Here is a 26,293-nt window from a genome sequence, read left to right as displayed (position 1 = left end):
ACCCGGCGGTGGCATGGGTGAGTTATCCCTTCCTCGACTCGCACCCTGATCAGGTGACGGCGCGAAAGCAGATGTCCCAAGGGTCGGGCATGTTGGCCTTTGGCCTCCACGCTGGGTTCGAGGGCGCGCGGCGGATGATGGACCGGCTCAACCTGATCACCCGGGCTGTCAGCCTCGGCGATGCCGACAGCCTCATCTATCATCCAGCAAGCCTCACACGTGCTCGGCAGCCGATCCGCAAGGATGCCCATTTGGCCGACGGAGTCGGCGAGGACCTCATGCGTCTCTCGGTGGGGCTCGAAGACGCCGATGACCTAATCGCCGATCTGCGGCGGGCTTTGGACGTCTTGTGATGACTTGGCGTGCGGCCACCTCTGCGCTCACACATAGATCTGGAGCCTTGCCATGGCATTCCTGAGCGGTCTTTCCGCGTTCCCCATCACCCCGAGCAATCGTGACGGCCGCGTTGATACCGTTGCCCTGCGCAGGCTGATTGCTCGGCTTTGCGCCGCTCAGGTCGATTCCATCGGTCTTCTCGGCAGCACCGGCACCTACATGTATCTGTCGCGCGAGGAACGGCGACGGACGCTCGCCGAGACCTTGGACGAAACCGCAGGGCAAATGCCGGTCGTGGTGGGTGTAGGCGCGCTGCGCACCGACGAAGCCGTGAGGCTCGCGCAGGACGGCAAGGCCCTTGGAGCTGCCGCGGGGCTGCTTGCGGCCGCTTCCTACACCCCGCTCACTGATGACGAGGTGTTCGAACATTTCTCCACTGTGGCGCGCGAAAGTGGCCTGCCGATCGTCGTCTATGACAATCCAGGAACGACGCATTTCCATTTCAGCCCAGCCCTTGTCAGCCGCCTGGCAAAGGTGGGTGGGGTCGTCGCTATCAAGAATCCGACAGACAGGAGCGACGCGATCAAGAACCATCTGGCCGACCAGAGGCGCACGCTGCCGGAAGGGTTCTCGATTGGCTACAGCGGCGACTGGAACGCTGCCGAGGCCATGATCGCCGGCGCCGACACATGGTACAGCGTGCTCGCGGGCATCTTGCCCGAGGTCTGCATGAAGATCGTCGCGGCGGCGCAGCAGGGCGATGCGACCGAAGCGCGACGGATCGATGCCACGCTTGCGCCGCTCTGGAGCCTCTTCAAGGAGTTCTCGAGCCTTCGCGTCGTCTATGCACTTGCCGAATTGCTCGACATTTGCCGTGCCGACCCCCCGCGTCCCATCCTGCCTCTGCCCTCAGCAGCGAAGCGCCAGATCGCCGCCGCGTTGGAACGCTTGCCATCGGATGTCAACCGGTGAACAGCGAACCCGGCGGCCAGTGAAGGAACCTGTCATGTATGTACCCGCGCATTTCGATGAACCGAGCCGAGAAGTCCTTTACGAACTGATCGAGAACAGCGCACTTGGCATGCTGATAACCCATGGCCGGAGCGGTCTCGACGCCAATCACATCCCCTTCGAACTCGACACGTCACAGGGAGAAAACGGTACCCTTTACTCCTGCGCGATTAATACACGTGCCGAAGGAAAGTGCACATTCTCGCTCGCGTGACTTATTTCAAAAGATGTGAACGCGTTTTGGCACCATTCACGGCCGACATGCGGCAGCCGGTCACTCACCACATGGTGAGCAACCAGGAAACCCTCCGGCCTACACTTTCTACCGGAGCGCACGTGCTGCATCGACCATGTTCATCAGGGCAGGGCGGACCTCCTCCCATTTGCGTGTTTTGAGGCCACAGTCCGGGTTTACCCACAGTTGGGAATCCGACAGTCGCTCGCGGGCAAGCATGACGAGATCCGAAATTTCGCCGACTTCCGGGACGCGTGGTGAGTGAATGTCGTAGACTCCGGGACCGATTTCGTTCGGATATTTGGAGCTCGTGAAGGCGTCCAGCAGTTCCATCTTCGAGCGCGACGTCTCAATCGAAATGACATCCGCATCCATTTCAGCGATCGCGTCGATGATCTCGTTGAACTCCGAGTAGCACATGTGGGTATGGATTTGAGTCGCGTCCTTTACACCCGTTGAAGCGATCCGGAAGCATTCGACAGCCCAGTCGAGATAGTCGTTCCAATCAGACTGGCGCAGTGGCAATCCTTCGCGAAACGCGGCCTCATCGATCTGGATCATCCTTGCGCCGGACCATTCGAGATCCGTCACCTCGTCGCGGATGGCGAGCGCGATCTGGCGGCATGCTTCGGAGCGGGGTACGTCGTCGCGAACAAAAGACCAGTTGAGAATGGTCACCGGGCCTGTGAGCATTCCCTTCACAGGGTTTTCCGTAAGCGACTGGGCGAACTGCCACCAGCGCAGCGTCATCGGATTGGGCCTCGATACGTCGCCGAAGATGATGGGGGGGCGCACGTAACGCGACCCATAGCTCTGCACCCACGCATGCTGGGTGAAGGCGAAGCCGGACAGCTGCTCGCCGAAATGCTGTACCATGTCGTTTCGTTCGAACTCACCGTGCACCAGCACGTCCAGCCCGATCTCTTCCTGCCAGCGAATTGCAGCCTCGATCTCCTTCTTCAGGAAGGTCTCGTACTCGACATAGCTCAGCTGGCCCTTCGCATGAGCGGCCCGCGCCCTGCGTACCTGCGGCGTCTGCGGGAAGGACCCGATGGTCGTCGTCGGGAACGGCGGCAGCCCGAGCGTGCCGGCCTGGACTCTGGAGCGCTCGGCAAAAGCGCTCTCTCGTCGCTTCATGCTGTCGTCAATGCTGGCGATCCGCCCCTCAACCAGCGGGTCATGGATCTTCGTGGATGTCACGCGAGTGGCGGCAGCCTCGGCAGACGCTTTCAACGCGCCTGCCACCGCATCCCTGCCTTGGGACAGGGCCCGGGCAAGCAACACCAACTCGTCGGTCTTCTGGGCCGCGAAGGCGAGCCACGACCTGATGTCCGCGTCGAGTTCCGTCTCCATGCGGAGGTCGATCGGCACATGCAGCATCGAGCAAGAAGGCGCGATCTCGACGCGGTCCAAGGGCCAGCCGGCGACGATCGGTTTGATGCGGTCGAGAATGGCGGGCAGGTTCGCACGCCAGACGTTGCGGCCATCGATCAAGCCAAGCGAGAGCACCAGATCCTTCGGTGCGAGCCGACCCACCGTTTCCAGCTGCTCGGGAGCGCGCACGAGATCAATATGCAGCCCGGCCAGGGGCAGAGAAACCGCGGTTTCGAGATTGTCTCCCAGCGGCCCGAAATAGGTAGCCAGCATGATCTTCAGCTCGGGCGCGGCTTTCGACAGCTGGCCATAGGCGAATTCGAACGCAGCTCGTTCGTTCGGGTTCAGATCGAGGACAAGCGCTGGCTCATCGATCTGCACCCAGTCGGCTCCAGACAGCTTCAGCCTCTGCAGGAGTTGCTCGTAGACGGGCAGCAGCCGCGGCAGGAGCGCGATGGGATCGAATCCTTCGGCAGGCGATTTCGCCAGCTTGAGGAAGGTGATCGGTCCAAGGATGACTGGGCGTGTGTGAACGCCGAGAGCTTTAGCCTCGATGAAGTAATCGACCGGTTTCGTCGACGAGAGGGCGAACGTCTGATCATCGTTGAGTTCCGGCACAATGTAGTGATAGTTGGTGTCAAACCACTTGGTCATTTCCATCGCGGTTACATCAGACCGATGAGCCGCCTGCTGGTGACCAGCGTGTCGACAATCCTCCGTCTGACCCTGGTTGCCCCGCGCCATTGCGAAGTAGATGTCAAGTGGAACCTCGCCGCTATTCCAGCCGTAACGGGATGGAACGGCGCCGACCATGGCTGCGGTGTCGAGCACATGGTCGTAGAGCGAGAAGTCGTTCGACGGGATTTTCGACACGCCGCGATCGTGCTGCTCCTCCCAGCTAGCGGCACGGAGCGCCTTCGCGGTCGTGAGAAGGTCGGCAGCGGACGATTTTCCGGACCAGTAGCTTTCAAGCGCGAATTTCAGTTCTCGCCGACGACCGAAGCGGGGCACGCCGAGCGTTGCTACAGGAATTTGCTGAGAGATAGTCATGCCAGACCCCGATGGTTGGGGCGTCGGTGACAAGGAAGGCGCTAGCAGGCCGGCACGAACGCCAGGCTGCAGCGGCCACCGAGGCACCCCGCCCGTGGACGTAATTCGCCGTGGCAGGTCTCCTGGCTCGCGGGGTCATAGCCTCTACCCGTCTTCCCAAGGCTATTCGCCTCAGTGACATGAGTGGGGTTGGCTCGCCGCTAACAGTTGCGGGGGCAGCGCCGGCATCGCACCGGCTTCCCTCTTAGCTCCGCTGCGGCAGCGCCGTACGGAGAACCACGACGCGGGAGACAATTACAGCAGTTCGCTTCTTTGTCAACGCCGCATAAAGAAATGTTTATGTCGTTATGTTAAATTTCCGTTGGCACGTTCCAAAGGTCGCCTCGAAAGCGAAAACTGTGGAAGCCTTGAGCGGCCGGTAAATCAAAGCAATGACGCACGGCGCCCTTGTCCAGGAGGATAGGAGTTCGTCGGCTGCCGGCAGCAAACATACCGGCAAGCGCCGTGGTGCTGCTTAGCGCATCATGCGAACCACCTCGGCGTCGAACTTCGGCTCCGAGCTTCCGACCGCTATTCGGCTCAATGGCGAGGCTGTTGCCCATGTGGAAGCTGTTGGCCGTGATGCCCTGGTGATATGACACAACGATTTCGGGGGGAGCACACCGAGGCCAGGCGCAGCGGCGTGTTGCGAAGTGATCGAGGCCAATGTCTCGAACTGCTTGTTCGCAGCCCACCGGCTCAAGGTAACCCGGCTCAAACCACCGGGCCAGCTCAAGTCCTGTCCAAATGAGGCCTGAGCGGCAAATCGTCGTGCACGCGCACGGTTTGGCGTTCGATCTTGTGATGCGTCTTGGGCGGACAATCACCACGGTGCAGCGCGCAGAAGCGGTCCCCAATTGGGAAGCCGAGGGCGGTGAGGGCAAGCCAGCGCCACAGGCGGAAGGGGACTTGGACCTGTTTGCCCTGCTGGACCACAAGTTCGCGACACAGGGCCTCAAGGAGAAGACCAAGAGTGATTATGCGCGGGACCTCGCCAAATTCATCAAAAGCAGCGGGCAGTCAAAGTTCGGCGCCGATTGACATGGAGATAGCCATCGCGGCGGACCGCCCAGGCGGACCGCAAGCCGGAATACAACCGGGTGCAGGCGGCCAAGCTCGTCCACAAGATGGCGTCGGGCACACACCGGCGATGGGAGAGCGGACCGTGGAGTGCAGGAACTTCACGCCTATCCACGCTCCCGTGGACGTGTCCTGCGGCACATCGGCAGCGATATTGAGGAGGCAGTTGAGCTTCTGGTCGAGCACTCTTACCTGCCACTACCTACGCTTAACGTCATCTCGTACTGAAAACGCACCACGCAAGGTCGAGATGTAACATGCGCCCTTCGTGGATGGTTCTAAGCTTCCTCGGGCGCGGTCAATCTGTGATAACGGTCGCTTGGAACCTCCATCACCGCGACGCGATCAAGGTTGGCGTATCGCGCTCGGTAGTAACCTTCTTCCTCCACTTCGGCGAAACTACACTGGGGAACGTCAAAGGTCGCAGCTTCCAATCCGAAGAAAGTCGTAGCGGTTTCTTCATCCAAGAAGTTCCACTCATCTTCTCCGTCGTCATATGTGACGCGAACATAGGAGGCCATGCGCACGGCTTCCTGATCACCCATCTCTGCGATAATGGCATCGCATTCTTTCTTCAGCTTTCCTGAAACCTCACCCTTATCCCAGTCATCCAAAGCCCGATAGATTTCTGGATGATAATACTCTGGAATCTCCTCTACATCGTCACCGATAAGCTCAATGGTGCGGACATATTGCGGATTTATCAAGAGTATTTTGTTGTCAAGACTCCAACAATACAGCCATGGCCTGCTTGTGTTATTTCTACGAAGATTATGAAGTTCCTTCAACTGACGTAAAATCGATTCACGCGCATTTTCATCGATAGGATATTGGCGGCTGCCAACAGTCGTCTTGATTCTGAGCGTGCCGTATCGCGTTTCGGCATCGGCAATTGCAAACGGGCTCGTGCGCCACTCCTCGACATCAATCTTCCAGCCCAGCAGCTCCTCGACCGTGCATTTCAACGTGAGACAAAGATCCTTGATCTGCTCGACGTTCAACTGCGTTTTGCCTGTTTCCCAACGGGCCACAGTCTGTTGCGTCGTTGCCATCTGCTCTGCCAAATCTTTTTGAGTCATGCCCAGTCGAACCCTAAGCTCTCTCATGTTCATAACTCACCTCGCGTGTTCAACACACGCATTGTGGATGAATTAATCTAACACGTCAAGCGTGTTCAAAAATCGCAGCATGTGTTTTTAGGGCGTCTTCGAGGCTCCGGCAGCCGTTCGTGACCACTTGCGCAAGACACAGGGCTGGTACACAGCACGAATGGACGATCAAAATTACTGCTGAAATTCAGATAATTATTGTGGGCGAGTCTGGATCTCTCTGATCGACACGACAGTCGACCATCACCATGATCGGACCGCTTCGTGGCCGCAGGTCAAGTTGCAGCGTCGGTTCGCTGAACTTGTTGGTCGGATCAAGATTGAGCGTTTCAAAATCCGGCTGACGCAGAAGGATGCCCATCAGTCCCCCAATCACAAGAACCAGCTGGCGGACGAGCAAGGCTCCCGAAACACCTTGGACATCCGCCAGTTCGCCCCAAAGCCAGCTTCCCGCCGCCATGCCGCCGTATGTGGCCGTCTGATAGAGAGAGGGCGCGTCCAACCACCCACCGCGGCGCCGAAAGCTGTACTGTGACGTTAAACAGCGAGAATGATTGAATCCAGGCCGCACCGGCTGGCATGAGGTTGAGACACCTCAGCCCAACGTGCTCGCTCCATGCCCGAAAGAAGCAGCTGATCGCCAATACAAAGAACGCACCGCGAATGATCCATTCGTTGGAGAGAACTTCTCGGACCCGCCCGATGAGGAGCGCGCCGCAAATCGCTCCCAGGCCGAAGAAGCCGAGCATCACGCCGTAGGTGACTGCGGTCCCTTTGATCTGTTCGCGAGCGACCAACGGCAGGAGAGCCAAAATGACAACGGCGGTGAGGCCGAAAATGAAACTCCGGCACATCACCTTGAGAAGGTTCGGCGACAAGAGCACGTAACGGAAGCCCGCCGCCATCGCACTGCCGAAAGCCTCCCGCGGCAGCGCTTGTCGTGCCCGTTCGGCTTTCCATCGCAACAGCGCAGCGATCAGAGCGAAGTAGCAAAGGACGTTGAAGAGGAACGCGAAGGCCGCACCGGCTGTGGCCACGATTATGCCGCCAATCGCCGGCCCGATGGTGCGCATGAGATTGTAGCTCATGCCGTTGAGCGCAATCCCGCTTGGCAGGTGTTCGCGAGGCAGGATATCTCCCATGGAGGCTTGCCAAGAGGGATCGTGCAATGCCCAACCACAGCCGATTAGGAAGGTGAGACCCAGAAGGGTCCAGGGTGTCATTCCCCGCATAGGTCAGGAACGCCAGGAAGGCGGATACGCAGACCATCAGCAGTTGCGCAGTCAACATGATCCGGCGACGGTCAAACTTGTCCGCGAGCGCTCCCGCCGCGAGCGAGAAGATCATGTAGGGGAGGGTGGTCGATGACTGGACGAGCGCCACCATTCCATGGGAGGTGGCGATGCTCGTCATCAGCCAAGCTGCCGCCGCACCTTCCACTAGGGTGCCAAGGTTCGAAATGAGTGCAGCCGACCATAGCGAACGGAAGGTCTTGTGCTCAAAAGGAACGAGTGAAGATGTTCTCTTCGCCATTGTGGGAAGCCTCGGGATTGACCGCGGGGCTGGATTTGTTTCGCCTCACTCAACCATGGCCTCGCCGTACAAGCCAAGCTGCCACAGTGCGCGCCTGCTAACCCAGAAAACTTGGCGGCCTTACAGGCATGCGCAGGACGCGCGAAGCCGCTCAAGTCTCCCCAGATGGGTCAGCCATCGAAGACCGGCATCACTTGCCCGTTGAGCGGCTATACGATAATGCTCCGCGCTAAGCAGGAAGCGCCAAAAATTCGAGCGGCGACTTCATTCTCCTATTCAGGAAGGAACTATGAGGCGGCAGACGCGACCATTCACCGTGGAAGTCAAACAAAAGCGCAATTATCAAAAATCCGCACGTTCCATCTGGGGCAATTTCGACATCGCCGCGGCGATGGCCGAGACAACAAAGGAAGTCGAGCCGTTAAATCGTCGGCTTGTTGACTCTACTGTAGTGGTCCTTGATGCTGAACCTTTGCACGAACCGCGAGTGGAGCATTTCATGGCCAATCCTCTGGAAACCGAGTCAGCAGTAGTTAGCGAACCGGCAGACAAAACGGAAACGCCAAAACCGAAGGCGAGAGCGCGGCGGTCGAGGAAGCCAGAAGCTGAGGCGAGCTCGCCTGCCCGCAAGAACGGCGCCAAGCCGATATCCGCAGCCACTGTAGCACCGCCGTCAGCGCGAACAGGCCGAAAGAGCTACTCCGCGAAGGATCGTGCCCAGAAGCTGGCGCAGATCGAGACCTCGATCGGCGGCGGCGCTACTCTCAAGAGTGCGGTGAAGCAAGCCGGCATCTCGGAACAGACATATTATCTTTGGAAGAAGGCGGCGGCGCCGGCGGCGGACAGTGACGGGCTGAAGGATCTCGTCGCGCTCGAGGAAGAAAACAAGCGGCTAAAGAGCCTGCTTGCCGATCGTCTCCGCAAGGAGAATGCGGAACTGAAGAAAAGGCTCGGGCTGGATTAAGGAGGGTGGGCAGCTGGTTCTTGGCTCGCCACCTACAGCAATCGCGCCTGCTCCGCCTTGCGACGCAAATTCTGCCGTGGTCTTGGGCCGATTTGCTGGATGACCAGCCCGGCCGCCAGCGAGCCGAGATCGCCGCAATGCTTTAGGCTGCGGCCTTGCGTGTAGCCGTAGAGGAAGCCGGCAGCGTAGAGGTCGCCGGCGCCTGTCGTGTCGACCAGCTCGCGGACCCTGGTCGCCTCGATGGTGACCGTCTCGTCGCCGCGCACGATCACCGAGCCCCTTTCCGAGCGGGTGACGGCGGCGATCTTGCAATCCCTGCGGATTTGCGCCAGCGCCTCGTCGAAGGCCGCGGTCTGGTAGAGCGACTTGATCTCGTGGCTGTTGGCAAAGACGATATCGACGGTGCCGGAGCGCATCAGATCGAGGAATTCGTCGCGGTAGCGGTCGACGCAGAACGAGTCCGACAGGGTCATCGACACTTCGCGCCCGGCGGCGTGGGCGAGCTTAGCCGTCTGCCTGATCGCCTCCTTGGCGCGCGGCGGGTCCCATAGATAACCCTCGAAATAGGTGACCGCGGCGCCCGACGCCTTGTCGGCCTCGACGTCCTCCGGGCCGAGTTCGATGCAGGCGCCGAGATAGGTGTTCATCGAGCGCTCGCCGTCCGGCGTGACGAAGATCATCGAGCGCGCCGTCGGTGGTTCGCCGTTAAGCGGCCTGGTGTCGAAGGCGACGCCCTGCGCGTGGATGTCGTGCGCGTAGATTTCGCCGAGCGCGTCGTTGGAGACTTTGCCGAAGAAGGCGGCGCGACCACCGAAGGAGGCCACGCCCGCCGCCGTGTTGCCGGCGCTGCCGCCCGAGGCTTCGATCGCCGGGCCCATGCGGCTGTAGAGCAGTTCGGCGCGCCTCGTATCGATCAAATTCATTGCGCCCTTGATGATGCCGTTCGTCTCCAGGAACGCCTCGTCACACTGGGCGATGATGTCGACGATGGCATTCCCGATACAAAGCACGTCATAGTCCGGCATCAATGATGTCTCCCAAAAGCCCACCGGCTTTCAGGCATGCCGGCCGCGGGCGGGTCTGGCCAGTGGGAATGGGCTTTCCGATTGCCAATCCGTTCGGCGCCAGCCCTCACGGGGCGGCAAGTCCTGCCTCGCGACGCAATTCGTCGGCCCTGTCTGTCTTCTCCCAGGTGAAATCAGGCTCTTCACGGCCGAAATGGCCATAGGTCGCGGTGTTGCGGTATATAGGGCGTAAGAGATCAAGCATCTTGATAATGCCCTTCGGTCTGAGATCGAACAACTCAAGAATGAGGCGCTCGATCCTTCTTTCCTCAACCCTCGCTGTCCCGAACGTGTTGACCATGACAGAAACCGGACTGGCCACGCCGATTGCGTAAGCAAGCTGCACCTCGCAGACGTCCGCAAGTCCGCTAGCGACGATATTCTTTGCGACATACCGGGCCGCATAGGCAGCTGAGCGGTCAACCTTGGACGGGTCCTTGCCCGAAAAGGCGCCGCCGCCGTGACGACCCATCCCACCATAGGAATCGACGATGATCTTGCGTCCAGTGAGACCGCAGTCGCCGCGCGGCCCGCCGACTACGAACCTCCCCGTCGGGTTGACCAGAATTCTGATGCCTTCCGTCTCCAGGTGGGTCGGCAGGACAGGCTTTATGATTTCCTCAATGACGCCCTCACGGACCGTCTCTTGCGAGACCTGCTCGTCATGTTGGGTCGATACGACGATGGTATCCAGGGCGACCGGGCGCAACCCCTCATAGCGCACTGAGACTTGGGATTTCATGTCAGGACGCAACCAGCCAAGCTGTCGTGCTTTCCGGACATCTGCCTGTCGTTTCGTCAAGCGATGAGCGAGCTGGATCGGCAAAGGCATCAGAGTATCGGTTTCGCGGCATGCGTAGCCGAACATGAGGCCCTGATCTCCCGCTCCCTGTTGGAGGTCCTGCCCTCGTCCCTCGTCAACGCCTTGGCTGATGTCGGGCGACTGCTCGGTGAGGGCATGAACGACGGAGCAACGCCGGCCGTCAAAGCCGACGGCCTCATCGTCGTATCCAATATCGAGAATCGTATCGCGCGCAACTTGGCTATAATCCACCTGCGCATCGCTGGTAATCTCGCCAGCCAGAACGACCATCCCTGATTTTACCAACGCTTCACAGGCGACGCGCGCCTTGGGATCGGTGCGGAGGATGGCATCGAGGATGGCATCCGAGATGTTGTCGGCCAACTTATCCGGGTGTCCCGCGCCAACCGATTCGGAAGAGAACACGAACTGCCTAGCCATGAAATGCCTCGCTTCGGGTGTTGGAGTTGTATGGGGCATTTTGCTTAGCCCACCTTACCTGTCGGTGATGCCCGGGACGTCGAACGCAGCGCACAAGTCGGCAACGTCTCTTCGCACGCAGGCATGGAGATCTTCGTCGTCTGGCCGCCGGAGGACGGAGTCAATGAAGCCAGCAATTTGCACCATTTCCACATCGCGCATGCCCATTGACGTCACTGCTGGCGCCCCCAGGCGAATTCCGCTTGTGACCGCCGGATCCCGCGGGTCGCCAGGCACCATATTAAAGTTTGTGATGATGCCTGCCTTTGCTAGTCGCTCGGCATAGGCCTTGCCCGATAGCGGTCGATCGCGCAGATCAAGGATCAGCATGTGATTGTCCGTCCCCCCGGTAACCAGGTCATAACCTCGCTCGAGCAGTGCCTGGGCCAGAGCCTTGGAATTCTTGACGGTCTGTTGGCCGTAGCTTCGGAAGGACGGGTTCGCGGCTTCGTGCAAGGCAACAGCTAGCGCAGCGATGACATTCATATGGGGCCCACCTTGCAGGTGAGGGAAGACCGCCCGATCTATTCGTCTGGCGAGATTGTATTTGCTCTTTGGATGATACAGGGCCTGATAGCGATCTTCGTTCCTGGACAAAATGAAACCACCGCGGGGACCGCGGATCGACTTGTGGGAGGTGCTGCTGACCACGTCGCAATGGCGCACGGGATTCGGGTGCGCTCCCGCGGCAATCAGGCCACTGATGTGCGCAATGTCGGCTACGAGATAGGAGTTCGCTTCCAGGGCGATTTCTGCCATTGCCGCGTAGTCAAAGACACGCGGGTAAGCAGTTCCGCCGACCCAAATGAGCCGCGGCCGTTCCCGCTTGGCTGTCTCGCGCAAGCGGTCATAGTCAATCTGCTGTGTCTTTTCATCTAGTCCATAGGGGACGCGTTGATAGTCAGTTCCGGAAAAGTTGATCGCCCAACCATGAGTCAGATGGCCCCCTTCCGGAAGGGGCAAGCCCATGACTTTGTCACCGGGGCTCAAAAGCGCACGATAGACAGCCTGGTTGGCCGGCGAGCCGGAATAAGGCTGGACGTTGGCATGCTCGCTGCCAAATAGTGTTTTCAAGCGCTCAACGGCTAGGTTCTCAAGCTCATCAACGATCTCGTTTCCTGCATAGTAGCGCGCACCGGGGTACCCCTCGGCGTACTTGTTCGTGAAAATCGAACCGGTCGCTTCCAGCACGGCCGAGGAGGCAAAGTTCTCAGATGCGATCAGTTTGAGCGTCGTCCGCTCCTGCCGCTCCTGTCTTAGAAGCAGTTCGTGAACGCGGCAATCAACCGTCGCCAAGCGAGACCGTCCGTAAGTGTCGGGCTGCGCGATGGCGCCGTCGGCGGAGTTGTCCATGGTGGTTTCGCGCTCCAATTGGATTGATCTATTTCACGGTCAAGCATGCGGTCCCCTTCGGCCGCGTGTCTCGTACCGCTTCGAGCCGTTGAAGGTCTCGTTTGTGATAACCATCGCCGTGGGGCAGGAGATCAACCAACAATTGAACCAGCCCGCCGTCCTTACCTCCTGTTTTGAGATTGTACGAGCACCACGGACGTTGTTCGTTGCAGTAAAGAAAGTCGGCTTTGGCCAGCAGCCGGACGTGTCGTACAACGTGCTCACGACGCAGACCCAGAATCTCCGCTAGCTGGCAGACAGTTAGGTCCGCGTGCGCGCAAAGGCCTAGAATTCGAAGGCGATCTAAATGCGCTGCCGTCCGAAGGCGACTGACCAGTGTCAGCATTGGTCAGGACCAAGCCACTTGGAAAGCCTGGGCACTCGTCCTACTGAATTTGTCATTTCGCGTTCTCCACAGATGTTGCAGCTTTCGAACCAAATAATATGGTTGCTTGTCCACCGACCGGACAATCTCGGTGGCCGTGAAGATACTGTTTTGAGCCGATATGGCTGTGTCGAACAAACAAGATGGGCGCTCTTCTTGCCATTGCCTTTAGCCGAAATTGCACGCAGTTCGGCGGGTCGGAGAATAAGCCACGGTTCGGACCCCACTGACTCAAACGTTGCAATAAGCCTACCATTCACAGCGAACCGGAGTTGCTAAGAGTCTATGAATTTCCTTGAAGGATCTGTTGCAACGTTTGCCCAGCCCGGTCTTGCTCCCGGCTTGCAGCGGTCAATCTCGTGCAGACTGACCGTGATGCAAAGATGACAAGGAAGGTTCGCTTTCAATCCGATCTTCTTCCTGGCCAAGTAGTTCGTAGTCTCATAACTGTGGCCTAGACAAAAGCTGGGCTAATCAGCGAGGTATGATGTCGTTAGCGTGGTTGGGCCACCAGAAGGTCGACGCCAAGATCGACACGCGCAATTTCCCGCGCTCCGAGAATGTCAGTGACTGCGCCCTCTTCCTGGGGCGGTCTGGCTGCGCCGTCTTGACTCTGAATGCGTCTCGCGCCGACCCGTTCAGCAATGAGCTGTTCGGCTTGCCGCATTGACGGCGAAGCAAGCTCAAGTACGTTTTCGCGCATCTCACGCGCCGCCTCGCCGACTTCCGCAAAACGCTTCTCGGCGAACTGCTCCTTAAAGAGCGCAGCGAGATCATCAAATGTTTGAACTTTGGTGGGCTTGGGTTTCGAGCAAAAATATCCAGTTGCCAGTCCAGGTTTATAGGCAAGGCTGTATGCTTTGTCGTCTGGCAAGGGCCCAATATCCCCTGGTGAGACGAAAATGGACTGCCGTGCTACGGTTGCTCCATTATAAGAGCGGTCGAAATCGCTGATGTTTGCAATACAAGGAGCCGCATAGAAGACGTTTGACGGATAGCGCGCCTCAAGCCGAAGAAGCAGTTCATGCTGACGCGACACATCCCTGCGCATCATCGCAATCCGAAAAAATGGTATCGACAAACCGGGACAATGTCCGCTCGCAATCTCAAACGCAGTTCCTCGCTTCATCAGCTCCGGAAGCTTGTACTGGAAAAACAGCGGAACCCCTGGGAAATTGTCAAAGCCAGAATGCCCTTCCTGTATGAGGTTTGGAAAGACCGGCGCGCCTACAGGTGCGGCTGACGATGACCGGATAAGGTTTTCCGTGAAGGCATACCCAAATGAGAACTCCGTGTAGCCCACCTTCATTCAATTCTGCTTTCGTGCTGAAGTTTATCCGGGGCTCTTTGCCTGCAGCCGAGCAGACCATATAACAGAAAAAACTATGTATACGTGCGATAGTCTGAGCTTATCGATTCCTCGGATAGATATTTAAAGAGCTCACCCACTCTTCTGGCTGCTAGAATGGGAATGGGAAGCTTCTGGATTGATCTGGGTCGAGTTCCAGTTGATTTTGGTAAGCGACAAAACCTCCTGCGCTATCTCAGCGATTCCCGGCGCAGATCGCCGATAAGTTTCGGGCTTCGCGAACAGCGCCAGAGTGCGTAGCCGATATCTTCAACCGGGGCGGCGGCTTCTCCCTCGCCAGTGCCGAGCGCGATCATATGCGTTGCGCATTCGGCCAGCGCGCCGTCAAGGCGCCCCGCTTCCGTCGCGCTGCCGTAAAGGTCCAGGAACCACGCCAGCGAATAAGACCAGTCGGCAGGCAAGTCCTGCCCATTGTGATCCCTTGCGACGACGGCCACGACGGCGTTGCGGCCTTCGGGCGTGCGGGGCTCTATCCCAAGGATCGGGTATAATTCGGGTGTCGGCTGCTGAAGGATACGCGCCGGCACGAGCGACAGTGCTTTCTCCAGCGAGGGAGGAAAATCCTCCAGTTCTTCGGCCAGTTCGGCAGCTTCTCTCCTTCGTCCCTCGCGGCGCGCTTCTACATATTCTGCCGCAACCACGGCAAAGGTGCGCTGCGCCCGTTCAGCGGTGCTGGTGGCAATCAGCTCGGCCGGAATGTCACCATCCTTGATCGCCCAGTGCGTACGGTGCTGTTCGAACTGTTGAATGCCCAGCCGGTCCGCAATTCTCAACACCGCTGACCGGTCGAGAAAGGCATGTTTCGGATCGGGCTCGAAGGTGAAGGCCAGTTCGTGTCCGCGCCGAACGACATTGCGTATGCGGCTGTGCCGGACCACGCGCGCGTGCGGGCCTCCCGCCCCGACTTCGTACATCAAAAGCGCCGGGATTTCCTCCAGCCGGCGCAATGTTTCAGGGCGCGAGGTCGATAGCCTCGGCCTCGGCGCCGCTAGATTCCTTGAACCGGTCAATGGTTGACGTGAACGGCGGCGTTTCCCACCACTCGCCGTGGCCCGAGACAAGCAAGTTAAACATGGCACACCACCGACCTCACGCCGCCTTCTCCATAGACCACTTCACCCGTTCGGCGAGAAAGGCGGCGAACGTTTTCACATTCATATTGCCGCTCGCCTCCTCCAGCCCTGCGAGGTAGGCCTTCCGGTCATCGACTCTGACGACTGTCCAGGGGTAACCGCCTGAAGCCAGCATCGCGTTCATGAGGAACCGCGCCATTCGTCCGTTGCCGTCCGGATAGGGGTGCACATAGCCCACAAGCCAATGCCCCAGCACGGCACGCACGGAGGCCTCCTTCTCCGCCTCCAGCAGGTCGAACAGCTCATTCATACCATCGGCCACCGCTTCGGTACGCGGCGGCACGTGCTGCGAGCCGCGCAGGTACACAGGGTGATTGCGATATCCCGCAAGCGCGCTGGCTTTGAGGATGCCGGCGGTCACTGACGGCGCGAACAGCTCCCGGTACCACTCCCGGTGAGTGTCCCGCGTCAACGCGCCGGCTGGCTTGCCGTTGATGATCGCGGCAACAGAGTCTTTGACCTTCTGGAATGCGAGGTAGTAGCCACGCGCGGCAAGCGCATCCCGGTTCTTGCGGTCCTCTTCATCAATCTCCGGATTCCAGCTCCCCTCGCGCACCCGGTCGATGAGTTCCGGGGTGACGCTGTACCCTTCTATCGACAGCGAATGGTAGGCGTCGCTTTCGTAGATATCCTCGACGAACTTCATATAGGCGTCTTTGTCGGACGGCAGTCCGGGTGCCTTCGGGAATATCTCGATGATGACTTCGCGCTGCGATTGCCAGATCGCGCGCAGGCGGGCGACCAACGGCGGTACGCCCGCCGCAATAGTTGTCACTCCAATTTGTCCCGCGAACGGATCGGATTCGCGCACGTCATAGCCGGCGGCTTTGAAGGCGGCCACGATTTCATCGGCAAAAGAGTCGCGTCCTACGCGACGGAAGGCCCCCGCAAGCCGTCCCGCCACGGCGGAATGGCCGCCATCAAGCAGCAGGGCCAGAACGGTTGATACGTCGCGCACCGACGCCATGGCGATCTGCATCTCGATAGGGGCGCGCTGGAAGAACGCTTCCGGCACCCGGGTAAGGGCGGCCTCGACAGTGAACACGCGCTGGCCGTTTTTCTCTGTCAGTTCGGCCGGCATCTCCTTGACCTTGAGGTCATAGAGCGAAGTGCCGAACAGCAGGTCGATTTTGTTATTCGTGCCTTTGGGGGTGTTCACCACCACCTGAGGCGGAATAGTGGGCGCTTCCGCGTGCAGAAGCAGCGACTGCTTCGGTGAGAGGAACCAGTCCTTGCCGAACCGGTCATTGCAGTAAAGGGAGCAGAACTCCCAGAAGCTCGCGTACCAAGGGGTGGTGTCTTGCTGCCGTGCCTGCGGGCCGGTCGACATGAGCCAGCCTTTGATAACATCGCGCAGGAACCCGTTCTGCAGCAGCCGCTCCCGGTGGACGCGGGTCAGCTCATCTGATTTGAATATGCGCCGCCCACCCTCCTGCAGCTCTTTGAGGCCGGCCAGTGATACAGCGAGTTTTTCATGGGGCTTGGCCATGGCCGTGCCTTTGCAAGTTTTTAGAGCTGTGCGACTCCAAGTATATAGTGCTGATAGGCGACAAGTCAATGATGCTGTGGAGTTGCAAGTTTTTTTAGTCGGGCGATAACAAGTTTTTTATGCGACAATCGGCAAATGCGATCGTTTCCATAGCCGCGCGAAGGATCGTTACCCGGATGCGCCGAGACCCAGCTCCCCCGCAGGCTACGCAGGGGCTCGGGGCGAGCCTAGAGCCTGGCCCTCCGAAGCGCTTCGAAGGAGGACGCGCCTCTTTGAAAAACTCGCCCGTTGTGCATCGTGGGTACCCGTAAACGCGAATTCTCAAAGGAAAGACGCTCCTTACCTCTCCCTCCCGCCACGATCATCACGGCCGCGCCCGCGCTCACTACGCCGCGACGCCCGCGAGATCGCTGCACGCATCTGATCGGCCACCAGACCGGGTTGCAGATGAAGGATGTCCGTGACGCTGTCGTGTGTTTGCACCGTCACCGCAGTGACGGCAAGGCAGCTGCGCACGCCCATGGAGGAGAGCGTCTCGATATCGCGCGCGATTCCGGCACCCCCACTGGAGTCCGATCCGCCGACGACAAGTACATGCGATGCCTGCCTCAGCGCCCTTTCATCCGTTAGAATGAGCGTTCGAAACGCAGCATTCCGCCGACACTGCTCTTCTTGTTGGCGTTGGTCCAATTCATGTTGGAAGCGCCGTCCACCTTGCCGACGGCGAAGTTACCGTATCGGCCATAGTCGAGTTCCGCCGTAACTGTGAAATCTGGAAGAAACGCATACGCGACGTTTGCAGCGACACCATGGTTCTTGAGCTGATTACCGGAGAGCTGAAGGTTGAACGAAGTTGTCTCGTTGAGTTTGTAAGTGGCGCCAGCCCAGAAAGCCCAGTTCCCGCCCCAACTCTTATAGAAGCCGCGACCATGAGCGTCGATGGCGTTCGTGGAGTCGTCGTTGAGCTTGCCGTTGGAACCGTAGCCGAGCATTCCGAACAGCAACAGTTCGTTGGTGACATTGATGTCGACACGGACCTTGGCGGCCACCGATTCGTAGTTGCTATCATAAGCGGCAACGCCGGTGATCGCGCCCCAGCCATGTGTGTATTTCAAGCCGCCGACTACGTGCGGTGCGTAGCTGTCGATTGTGCCGACCACGCCCGAGCCTTCTTCGAGCGAAACCACGGCCGAAAAGCCGTTCCCGGCGTCGAAGTAGTACTGAACCACATTGGTATCGAAAGAGCCGTACGGAACCGGCGTCTGGTTGAGTACGTCACCCGCGCCGCCAATAAACATGTCGAAGGCCGACCAGTCCTTACCAACTCGGAGGCCACCAAGCTGAATCCAGGCGAAAGTCAAGGTGCTGTCTCCGTTGAAGGCATAGGACCGAGAACTGTCCGAAACCGAAGTGTGGCGGTTGCCGAAGTTCATTCGGGTTTCGGTGTAGGTCTTCAACGTGCCGAGTTCGGTCTCCTGGCCGGTCCAAGTTTTCAATGTGAAGCGCGTGTTGTTTTGCCATGTGCCCTGATGCTCACCAGTCCTCACATCCGAGGTTCTTGCGTGATCAAACAATCCGACGTTGTAACGGACAGAGCCGCCGATTCGCAGGCAGGTCTCGGTGCCTGAAATGTAGACGTAGCCCGAGCCGTAGACGTTGCAGATCTTGACGTACTCAGTCGGGTCAGGCTCGGCGGCGGTGGTGACGGCGCGAGCGTTGGAAACGGCAATCAGTGCCGCAGTTGAGCCGAGGAGGAGGCTCCTAATGGTCATTGTCGATCTCCGCTTTAATAATAAAGTGATGGACACGAACAACTTTGAAACGCGCGCAGTTGTGCTGGGCCGTCAGCTAAGCCCTGAAGGAAGGACTAGAATGTACTCTGGTCATTGTTGTAAAATATTTGGTTTTAGCTGCCGATAACGTAATTATCGCCGAAATGGAGGTGTGCAAAGTTTTGTACAATCATCACAGTCAACTCAGCTGGTAGAGGTAGGCGTCACAAACGGTCCTGCATTCGACCGCAAATGACGTGCCAGCCTGACGACCAGCTGCGGCTTGAAGCTCAATTGTGCGGGCGGACCTTGGTTCGCACTTCCTTGTTTTTGCCTTGCGGATCCACCCAAGCACGAACGGAAAACGTTTCGGCTACGGTTCGACTGTTCGCTTCGCGACAGTTTCGTTCATGGGGAGAGCATTGTTTGTGGTGAGCCCGACGTTGAGGCATCATGCGGCGGGACCGCTCGGCACGACGCCGTCATTTTGGCGAGCTGATGGTCGACAACTACGCGCTGCAGCTTTGCATCAAAGCCAGTAGGGCGCCTGCCTTGGCATTGCGGCGGACAGGACTGTCGCGCCGAGCAGGTTCTCGTCCTGAAAGCGGCGCGCCACAGCTAATGCATCTTGCCAGCAATTCAAACAACGAGCTCATCGACATGGCAGAGTTCACTAAGGGGGCCGGCACTATCTGGCGAGCAAAATCTGGTCCCAAGCCCGTATGTCTCGCCCATTGCGGCAGCTGCGCTCAGTAGAATCTCCGAGGCGCAGGTGAAGGGAAGGGATGGGATAGTCGAACAAAAGGGGCGCGTGAGGGTCTGACGGATCACCATCATCAGTCGGTGACCAGGTGCTCAGACCATCGCTGCCCAGCCTAAGACTGAACGGCGCCCATTGCTAAAAAGATCTAGATTCGAGCCCAAACGGAACGGACTGACATAGCGCAAGGACCCAGGCGGGCGCGGTGGGTAGGGTTGGTTGTTATCAGTATGGGATTGTGCCTTTGCAGACCACGAAATTTCGAGAGGCCCGGCTGCCTTGGTACACTATCTATCCGGCTGTGTCGGAGTTCTCCGGGGCGGTCGGCGCCGAGGCTTATGAGGCATGGCTCAGGAACCTGCCGGCTGAGGATCCGGTGTCACTCTATCTGCACGTTCCGTTCTGCCGATCAGCCTGCTGGTATTGCGGCTTCCCAACCACCATAACCCGCCATGATGCGCCCATCCTCAACTATCTGGCGGCGCTGCGTGACGAGATCCGTCTGGTTTGCGAGCGAGTGCCGAAGACGCTGCCCGTGAGCGACATACATTTCGGCGGCGGAACGCCGTCTCTCATCGGACCAGCCGAGTTCCTCGCTCTGATGGAGTTCCTGCGATGCCGCTTCGCCATCTCGAAAACAGCTACGGTCGCCATCGAGATCGATCCACGCACGCTCACGCCCGAGATGGCGGAAGGCTTGGGAGCGGCCGGCGTGAACCGCGCGAGCCTGGGCGTACAGAGCTTCGATCCCATTGTTCAAAAAGCGATCAACCGAATCCAGAGCGAGGCCCAGACGTCGGCTGCCGTGGAAATGCTGCGCCGGCATGGAGTAAACCGGATCAACTTCGACCTCATCTACGGCCTGCCGCGTCAAACGGTGGAGTCGTGCGTCGAGACGGCGAGGGCAGCGGTCGCCATGCGCCCCGACCGGCTTGCCTTGTTCGGCTACTCGCATATCCCATCCCAAATAAAGAACCAGCGCCTCATCGAGGCGGAATTTCTTCCCCACAGCGCTGCCCGCGCTGAACAGCATGCGGCTGTCGCCGTGACGCTGGTTGCCGCCGGCTACCGAGAGATCGGGCTCGACCATTTCGCCTTGCCGCACGACGAGCTCGCGCTGGCACAGGAAACAGGTCGCTTGCGACGTAACTCGTTGGGCTACTCTGCCGATACCTGCAGAACCCTGATCGGTTTCGGCGCGTCGGCTATCGGCCGCATCGGCCAGGGGTACGTTCAAAACGAAGTTACACGGGATTTCTACATCCGGCACATCGCAGCTGGCCGACTGGCGACATCGAAGGGCCATCGCCTCACAGACGACGACCGCCTGCGAGCCGCAATCATCGAGCGATTAATGTGCGATTTCGAGGCTGACGTGCCGGCAATCTGTGTCGCCCACGGATCTGATCCGATCCGTCTTCGCGGTTCAGATGAGCGTTTGGCGATGCTGGCCAAGGACGGAATAGTGGACTTCGAAAACGGTTTTGTCCGCGTACGGCGGGAGCATCGCTTTGGGGTTCGCGCTGTCGCTGCCGCATTCGATGCTTTTAGGGATGGCCTTACGTATCCCGCAGGTGAGGGCAAGCACACAACACGGAAGCTAACACAGGGAGTATCTTTTGCCGGAGAGAACGAGTTGCCATCGTGCGGTGCCCGGTTAGTGAAGCGCCGTAAAATGTCGACATAGGCGAGGTGAACTGGACCGAACGACGAGAACAGCCTATCCAGTTTCTTGTCGGCAGTTAGTTCGAAAAACAAGGGCTTCTAAGCGGTAAACACATGCTAATCCATTTGATTTACGGGCCGACCTGCAGCGGCAAGACAGACGTTTCAATTTAAATTGCACGAGAGACCGGACGGCCGGTCATTGCGTTGGATCGTGTACAATGCTGTCCTCAAATCGCTACGGGCAGCGAGCGTGCCTCGGATTCCGAACTGCAATCTACCCAGCGGGTTTACTTGGATACGCCCCCTAACCGCGGGCACATCCACGCCGTGACTACCCGTCGTAAGCTGATCATGCACGTGGATGAGCTTAGATCTCAGCCTGGGCTCACTCGCAGCCGGCTCGATCTCCCTTCTCAATTCACATGGCGCGAGTCAGCATCGGGCTGGCGCTTTCAGTGGCATGTAAGGCGGTGGCGGCTCGGCAACTCCGATGCCTTTGTAGAGAGAGCAAAGCGGGTTGTGTGCGTCAAGTTCTGCAAAATGGGGCGGCCATGATGCTGGTCATGCGGCTTGGCGCAGAGCGAGCTTCTTGTGCTCGCGCAGGTCGTCCATGTTGATGTATCGGTTGGCCTCCAGTTTTCATTGGTCTCGACGGCCAAGGCCCTGACCAGGCGCAGGCAGCTTTCGGTATTGGGGAAGATGCGCACGACATAGGTGCGCCGGCGGATTTCCTCGTTGAGCCGCTCCAGCGTGTTGGTGGATTTGAGATGCTTGTGGTGCTGTCTCGGCAGCCTGAAGAAGGTCAGGGTTTGTTCGATGGCATCCTCGGCCCAGCCTGTCAGACCGGATAGCGGGCCGACCATTTGGCAAGCCATGCGGCAAGATCAGCCCTGGCCTCTGCGAGATCGCGCCGGTCGTAGAGCCAGCGCAATTCCTGCAGGCAGTCGTCGCCGTGCTTCCTCGGCAGATGATCGAGCGCGTTCCTGAGGAAGTGCACGTAGCAGCGTTGCCAGGCGGCTTCGGGGATCACCTCGCCGATCGCTGCCACCAGGCCGGCATGATCGTCGGACACGTCCAACCCGATGCCCTTGCTTTGACGGCAGCGCTGGCGGTCTTAACTTCAGTCTTGGTCATGGTGGCGTTCCTTCGCGGGAATCAGGTGACGTGAACAATCACCAGCCTGCCATGACCGCCCCCTCTCAGCGAATTTGCAGAACTCTCAGCACACTACCCCGACGTACTCACCCGGATAGTCCCGGCGATCCAGACGACCTGCTGCTGCCGTGCCGGAGCGGATCAGCTCGACGAACTCGTCGCGGTAGGGGTCGACTCAAAACGAATACGACAGCGTCATCGACACTTCGCGCCCAGCGGCATGCGCCAGCCGCGCGGTCTGCCGGATCGCTTGCTTGGCGCGCGGCGGGTCCCCCAGATAGCCCTCGAAATAAGTGACCTTGGTGCCCGAAGCCTTGTCCCGTTCGACATCGTCGGGGCCGAGTTCGAAGCAGGCGCCGAGATAAGCGCTCGCCATCGGGCGTGACGAAGATCATCGAGCATGCCGTCGGTGGTTGTCCCACTAGCGGTTCGGTGTCGAAGGCGACGCCCTGGGCGTGGATGTCGTGGGCGTAGATCTCGCCGAGAGGTCGTTCCACACCTGCCGAAGAAGGCGGCGCGCCCGCCGAAGCTGCCTACGCCGGCGGCGGTGTTGCCGGCGCTGCATTGCCGATGCAAAGAACGTCATAGTCCGGCGTCAATGTCTCCGCTTGGGAATCCGCCGGCCTTCTTACCACGCCGGCCGGCGCGGGTCTGGCAAGTGGGCTTTCCTTTTGCCAATGCGTTCTCCCGGCCCTCACGGGGCGGCGAGTCCCTGCCACCTGAGGCTACATGGCAGCCGTGGAGATGACCTCAGCAGCGGCGCCCGATCGGAAACCTTAGCACCTCCGCGCTTTGGCGTGGCTGCTTGAACTCTTCGACGGCAACCGCCTCAATTAGCAGATCCAAGGCTTCGCGGCCCCTTTGACTCATCGGGTCATCCCCACAAAGGTAGTCATACGCTCGATCTAAATGCCCTCGGGCGGCGGAAAAATCGCTTGTCATATCATAGGACCCTCTCTATCCGCCCGCATTGCCGTTTACGAGGTGAAGGTCGCGCAATCGTCAATATATACAGACAAATTTGAATTAAATCGGTGATGATCATAGAGGTCGAGTCCCCGACCTGATAGCGCCATCGAGCCCGCCGACGACCACTCGCTGGCGCTCACGGGCGCGGCGCTGAGTGGCCTGCCGCACATGCACAAGTCCTTCAACCTGCCGCCGCTTCCCGTCATATTCGCGGCGCGGCCATTTCACTATCTGGATGGTCTGCCGGCCGGCGGACAACGCGCCTGGCCCAGGAACTCGACGCCCTGATCCGCTCGCCGAGCCGATCATGGGCGCCGGCGGCATGCTGGTGCCACAGGAGGATTATTTTCCAAAGGTTCAGGCGGTGCTGCGCAAACACGACATCCTCATGCTGTCGACGAGGTGGTCTGCGGCTTCGGGCGATCCGGCGACAATCTTTCCGGTTCCGAGGAGAAGTGGCTTAAGATCGTGAGCGCCCTATGCTTTTAGGTTTCCGGAAAAAGCTTCGGAAACAGCGCGTCCAGAGCGTCCGCCGGAAAGCGTAGGGACACTGGGCCCTTTGGCGTTTCCGACGCCAATAGTCCGAGCGCGATTACGTCATTGAACAGTCGACGCGCCGTACGTTCGGGTAGTCCGCTAATACGGGATGCCTCGCCGCGGTCAAACTCACCGCGCGTGAGCGCTTCCTCCACGAGGCGGCCGGCTTCGGGCTTCAGACCACTGCGCTCCACATGGCGATACAGCCGCTTGGCCAACGTGTCGAGATCGAACAGTCCGGTCATGAAGCTCACCTGATCGATACACGCCTGCAGGAACCATAAGGTAAAATCGCCGAGCGCGCGTTCGGAGAGGTTGCCACGTCCGTCGAGATCACCCTGGCGGGGCATATCGGCATGATCCATCATGCTCTTGTAATCCATTCGGCTTTTCACGCCACGTGCCAAGCCTCGTGAGATCGACCACAGCCCGTGCGCGGCGATCCCGGCCTGATGGGCCATGGCGTGGCTCATCAATCGGCTGACGCGTCCGTTGCCGTCCGGAAACGGGTGAATGTAGTTGAAGCGGTGATGCGCGGCAGGAATGGTCAGGATGCGTCCGGCCTTGCCCAGCTTATCGAAGCGATAACGCATGGCAAAGTATTGCATGAAATCGTTGACGCGATCGCTCGAAGGCGGTTCATGCCGGCCGATGGCGACGTCATGCTCTGGCTTCGATCGCCACTCACCTGGCGCCATGACGAACTCACGGCCGGCACCCTTGATGGTCAGCATGGGCGCTTCGGCATCGCGATAGAATTCCGCGTGCAGCCATCGAAGAAAACCTACCGATGCTGGTTCCGGCAACTGCCCATCGGCAGCCAGGCGGTCGATCTCGGCTTGCAGGCGAACGTGCGCGGCCGCCTCGAGCTGCAGATTGCGGCGGTTCTCGTCTCGATCGAAGTTTCCGACCAGCGCCCGTTCGATGTCGCGCGGGCGCGTATCGTGGCCTTCGATCAGGTTGCTGTAGTAGGTGTTCATGATGCGCACGAGATCGGCTAGGTTGGCTGCGGTACGCGAGTGCAGGCTTTTGCCCAAAACAGCCGACGTCGCCGACAGCTCTACCAGCGCATCCGAGATAGTTTCGGATACATCGGGTAGGCGTGCCGGTTCGATGCGCTGTACGCTCTCTTCCATATCGGCCGATCTTGGGTTCCGCCAAATGCGTGATTATAAACATAAATTTTCAGTTGACCAGATTGTTTGGCCGATCTTCTGGCCGATCGTCGGCATGCGGACTTGCGGGCCTCGGCACTGCCACCGCTGCCAAGCTTGGACACAAATCGATGCTGCCGATGATGATCATGGCCGATGTTCGGCAGGCCTATCGCACTGACAACTATGCACAAACCGTAATTGGGGGAGCCATCTGGCCGATGCTTTGGCCGATCTATGACGATCGGCCGGACTCAGACAGGTTCGAGGTGGAAAACAGGCAGCTTTAAACATGGTTCTGCCTCGGCCAGCGCAAGATTCGCCTGGAGCTTCGCTTATGCTGTGTGAGCTTGTTCTCTCGCGCCCGGTCCATTTGTCATTTTTAAGTGCGTCGGACTGCCAGTTGATCGCGTTCTGACCCGACTGGGAGTTCAAGTTTGACCTGAAACTGACTGGGTGCTGGATGGCAGGCTTCATCCCCACCGGTCTGATATGACACAACGTCCCGGCCCCGAGGCTAGGCTGCAATCTCGTATGGCTTCTATGCGCCGTTCTCTTGGAGCGTGTTGCGGGCTTGGTCTGCTCAACCTCGGAGCTCAACGCTTCACGGCGTTAGGATGAGCGTTCGAGGCGCAGGATTACTGCCGACACTGCTCTTCTTGTTCGCATTGGGCAGTTCCCGTTGGAAGCTTCCATCTTGCCGACTGCTGAGTTTGGAGTCGCCGTAGCTGTGAAATCGAAAAGAAGCCCATGGGCAACGTTTGCCGCGACGCTACTGAGAGCTGGTCACCGGGAGAGCCGAAGGTAGAACGAAGTTGTCTCGTTGAGCTTGTATGTGGCGCCAGCATAGAAGGCCCAGTTCCCACCCCAAGGCTTATACAAACCGCCACCGTTAGCGCCGATCGCGTTCATGGCCTCGTCCTTTTGGCAGAGATCACCACGGTCGCTAGCTGGCGAGCAAAGTCCGTCCCAGTGCTGCATTATCTCGTCGGATCCGGCAAGCTGGCAGAATTTCCCAGGCGGAGCTGACGGGGAGGGATGGTGGGAATAAAACGGTGCGCGTGAGGTCTCGGCGGGAACAGCCAAGACATCTAAGCGGAACGGACTGGCATAACGCAAAGACACAGGCGAGCTCAGCGGCAAGGTGGTTTGTTATCACCATGGGACGCCTGCCGCGTCAAACGGTGGAGTAGTGGGTCGAGACGGCGAGGGCAGCGGTCGCCATGCGCCCCGACCGGCTTGCCTTGTTCGGCTACTCGCATATCCCATCCCAAATAAAGAACCAGCGCCTCATCGAGGCGAAATTTCTTCCCCACATCGCTGCCCGCGCTGAACAGCATGCGGCTGCCGCCGTGACGCTGGTTGCCGCCGGCTACCGAGAGATCGGGCTCGACCATTTCGCCTTGCCGCACGACGAGCTCGCGCTGGCACAG

At 59.2% G+C, this 26,293-nt stretch carries 20 protein-coding genes, 5 pseudogenes and 1 riboswitch; of the genes and pseudogenes, 10 read left to right on the top strand and 15 right to left on the bottom strand.

Going from position 1 to position 26,293, the window contains the following annotated elements; genetic code table 11:
- The 3 genes from NKJ32_RS31210 to NKJ32_RS31200 form a co-directional block, all read left to right on the top strand.
- Nucleotides 1-353 (top strand): PLP-dependent transferase (locus NKJ32_RS31210; RefSeq protein ID WP_352829930.1); only part of this gene is annotated, 353 nt, incomplete at its 5' end.
- A 52-nt stretch (nt 354-405) separates the two neighbouring features.
- Nucleotides 406-1,308 carry a dihydrodipicolinate synthase family protein gene (locus NKJ32_RS31205; RefSeq protein WP_352829928.1) on the top strand — a complete coding sequence of 301 codons (903 nt, stop codon included), beginning with the start codon at nt 406-408 and terminating at the stop codon, nt 1,306-1,308.
- A 34-nt stretch (nt 1,309-1,342) separates the two neighbouring features.
- Complete coding sequence (locus tag NKJ32_RS31200) at nt 1,343-1,561, top strand: FMN-binding negative transcriptional regulator (RefSeq protein ID WP_352542147.1); 219 nt, start codon at nt 1,343-1,345, stop codon at nt 1,559-1,561.
- A 108-nt stretch (nt 1,562-1,669) separates the two neighbouring features.
- Here NKJ32_RS31200 and metE read toward each other — a convergent pair whose 3' ends face one another.
- Complete coding sequence (metE, locus tag NKJ32_RS31195; RefSeq protein ID WP_352829932.1) at nt 1,670-4,006, bottom strand: 5-methyltetrahydropteroyltriglutamate--homocysteine S-methyltransferase; 2,337 nt, start codon at nt 4,004-4,006, stop codon at nt 1,670-1,672.
- Between the two features lie 95 nt (nt 4,007-4,101).
- A riboswitch (cobalamin riboswitch) is annotated at nt 4,102-4,302 on the bottom strand.
- A gap of 529 nt (nt 4,303-4,831) precedes the next feature.
- Here metE and NKJ32_RS31190 point away from each other — a divergent pair.
- Nucleotides 4,832-5,086: a hypothetical protein gene (locus NKJ32_RS31190; RefSeq protein ID WP_352829927.1), complete on the top strand. Its 255-nt coding sequence runs from the start codon at nt 4,832-4,834 to the stop codon at nt 5,084-5,086.
- Between the two features lie 317 nt (nt 5,087-5,403).
- On the opposite strand, the gene NKJ32_RS31185 is transcribed toward NKJ32_RS31190, so the two are convergent.
- A complete protein-coding gene (locus tag NKJ32_RS31185; protein WP_352829925.1) occupies nt 5,404-6,237 on the bottom strand; it encodes a helix-turn-helix transcriptional regulator in 834 nt (277 codons plus the stop codon).
- Between the two features lie 211 nt (nt 6,238-6,448).
- Nucleotides 6,449-7,767: pseudogene (locus NKJ32_RS31180) on the bottom strand (MFS transporter); the annotation flags it as partial.
- A 289-nt stretch (nt 7,768-8,056) separates the two neighbouring features.
- On the opposite strand from NKJ32_RS31180, the gene NKJ32_RS31175 reads away from it, so the two are divergent.
- Nucleotides 8,057-8,731: a transposase gene (locus tag NKJ32_RS31175; protein ID WP_352829923.1), complete on the top strand. Its 675-nt coding sequence runs from the start codon at nt 8,057-8,059 to the stop codon at nt 8,729-8,731.
- Between the two features lie 32 nt (nt 8,732-8,763).
- On the opposite strand, the gene NKJ32_RS31170 is transcribed toward NKJ32_RS31175, so the two are convergent.
- The 3 genes from NKJ32_RS31170 to glyA form a co-directional block, all read right to left on the bottom strand.
- Nucleotides 8,764-9,756, bottom strand: a complete 993-nt coding sequence (locus NKJ32_RS31170; protein ID WP_352829921.1) for an adenosine kinase — start codon at nt 9,754-9,756, stop codon at nt 8,764-8,766.
- A gap of 106 nt (nt 9,757-9,862) precedes the next feature.
- Nucleotides 9,863-11,038, bottom strand: coding sequence for a methionine adenosyltransferase (gene metK / locus NKJ32_RS31165; protein ID WP_352503099.1), 1,176 nt, complete (start codon nt 11,036-11,038; stop codon nt 9,863-9,865).
- 54 nt (nt 11,039-11,092) lie between these two features.
- A complete protein-coding gene (glyA, locus tag NKJ32_RS31160; protein WP_352829919.1) occupies nt 11,093-12,430 on the bottom strand; it encodes a serine hydroxymethyltransferase in 1,338 nt (445 codons plus the stop codon).
- Between glyA and NKJ32_RS35620 the strand changes: the two genes are divergently transcribed.
- Entirely contained in the window at nt 12,429-12,719 is a 291-nt protein-coding gene (locus NKJ32_RS35620; protein WP_502902712.1) for a hypothetical protein, read from the top strand. The genes glyA and NKJ32_RS35620 overlap by 2 nt on opposite strands.
- Nucleotides 12,720-13,347: 628 nt before the next feature.
- Here the strand turns inward: NKJ32_RS35620 and NKJ32_RS31150 are convergent.
- The 5 genes and pseudogenes from NKJ32_RS31150 to NKJ32_RS31130 form a co-directional block, all read right to left on the bottom strand.
- Complete coding sequence (locus NKJ32_RS31150) at nt 13,348-14,163, bottom strand: hypothetical protein (RefSeq protein WP_352829916.1); 816 nt, start codon at nt 14,161-14,163, stop codon at nt 13,348-13,350.
- 230 nt (nt 14,164-14,393) lie between these two features.
- Nucleotides 14,394-15,137, bottom strand: a complete 744-nt coding sequence (locus NKJ32_RS31145; protein ID WP_352829914.1) for a hypothetical protein — start codon at nt 15,135-15,137, stop codon at nt 14,394-14,396.
- A 175-nt stretch (nt 15,138-15,312) separates the two neighbouring features.
- On the bottom strand, nt 15,313-16,845 hold the full coding sequence (locus NKJ32_RS31140; RefSeq protein ID WP_352829912.1) for a Fic family protein: 1,533 nt from the start codon (nt 16,843-16,845) through the stop codon (nt 15,313-15,315).
- 402 nt (nt 16,846-17,247) lie between these two features.
- Nucleotides 17,248-17,457, bottom strand: a pseudogene (locus NKJ32_RS31135) (bifunctional hydroxymethylpyrimidine kinase/phosphomethylpyrimidine kinase); the annotation flags it as partial.
- Between the two features lie 14 nt (nt 17,458-17,471).
- On the bottom strand, nt 17,472-18,617 hold the full coding sequence (locus tag NKJ32_RS31130; protein WP_023679692.1) for a porin: 1,146 nt from the start codon (nt 18,615-18,617) through the stop codon (nt 17,472-17,474).
- 1,004 nt (nt 18,618-19,621) lie between these two features.
- On the opposite strand from NKJ32_RS31130, the gene hemN reads away from it, so the two are divergent.
- Entirely contained in the window at nt 19,622-21,064 is a 1,443-nt protein-coding gene (gene hemN / locus NKJ32_RS31125) for an oxygen-independent coproporphyrinogen III oxidase (RefSeq protein ID WP_352644016.1), read from the top strand.
- A gap of 185 nt (nt 21,065-21,249) precedes the next feature.
- Nucleotides 21,250-21,600, top strand: coding sequence for an isopentenyl transferase family protein (locus NKJ32_RS31120; RefSeq protein WP_198023633.1), 351 nt, complete (start codon nt 21,250-21,252; stop codon nt 21,598-21,600).
- Between the two features lie 6 nt (nt 21,601-21,606).
- On the opposite strand, the pseudogene NKJ32_RS31115 reads toward NKJ32_RS31120, so the two are convergent.
- The 4 genes and pseudogenes from NKJ32_RS31115 to NKJ32_RS31100 all read right to left on the bottom strand — a co-directional run.
- Nucleotides 21,607-22,144: pseudogene (locus NKJ32_RS31115) on the bottom strand (transposase); the annotation flags it as partial.
- A gap of 234 nt (nt 22,145-22,378) precedes the next feature.
- Nucleotides 22,379-22,761: pseudogene (locus NKJ32_RS31110) on the bottom strand (PfkB family carbohydrate kinase); the annotation flags it as partial.
- A gap of 189 nt (nt 22,762-22,950) precedes the next feature.
- Nucleotides 22,951-23,142, bottom strand: coding sequence for a hypothetical protein (locus NKJ32_RS31105; RefSeq protein WP_023679698.1), 192 nt, complete (start codon nt 23,140-23,142; stop codon nt 22,951-22,953).
- Nucleotides 23,143-23,654: 512 nt separating this feature from the next.
- Nucleotides 23,655-24,842, bottom strand: a complete 1,188-nt coding sequence (locus tag NKJ32_RS31100; protein ID WP_023679700.1) for a Fic family protein — start codon at nt 24,840-24,842, stop codon at nt 23,655-23,657.
- 149 nt (nt 24,843-24,991) lie between these two features.
- Here NKJ32_RS31100 and NKJ32_RS31095 point away from each other — a divergent pair, with 149 nt between their 5' ends.
- Complete coding sequence (locus tag NKJ32_RS31095; RefSeq protein WP_023679701.1) at nt 24,992-25,150, top strand: hypothetical protein; 159 nt, start codon at nt 24,992-24,994, stop codon at nt 25,148-25,150.
- A gap of 879 nt (nt 25,151-26,029) precedes the next feature.
- Nucleotides 26,030-26,293, top strand: a pseudogene (locus NKJ32_RS31090) (coproporphyrinogen III oxidase); the annotation flags it as partial.

It is taken from the genome of Mesorhizobium sp. M0159 (genome assembly GCF_040322295.1).
Lineage (GTDB): Bacteria > Pseudomonadota > Alphaproteobacteria > Rhizobiales > Rhizobiaceae > Mesorhizobium.
The sequence above is the reverse complement of the archived record's forward strand: the minus strand, read 5'-3'. Positions and strand labels throughout refer to the sequence as shown.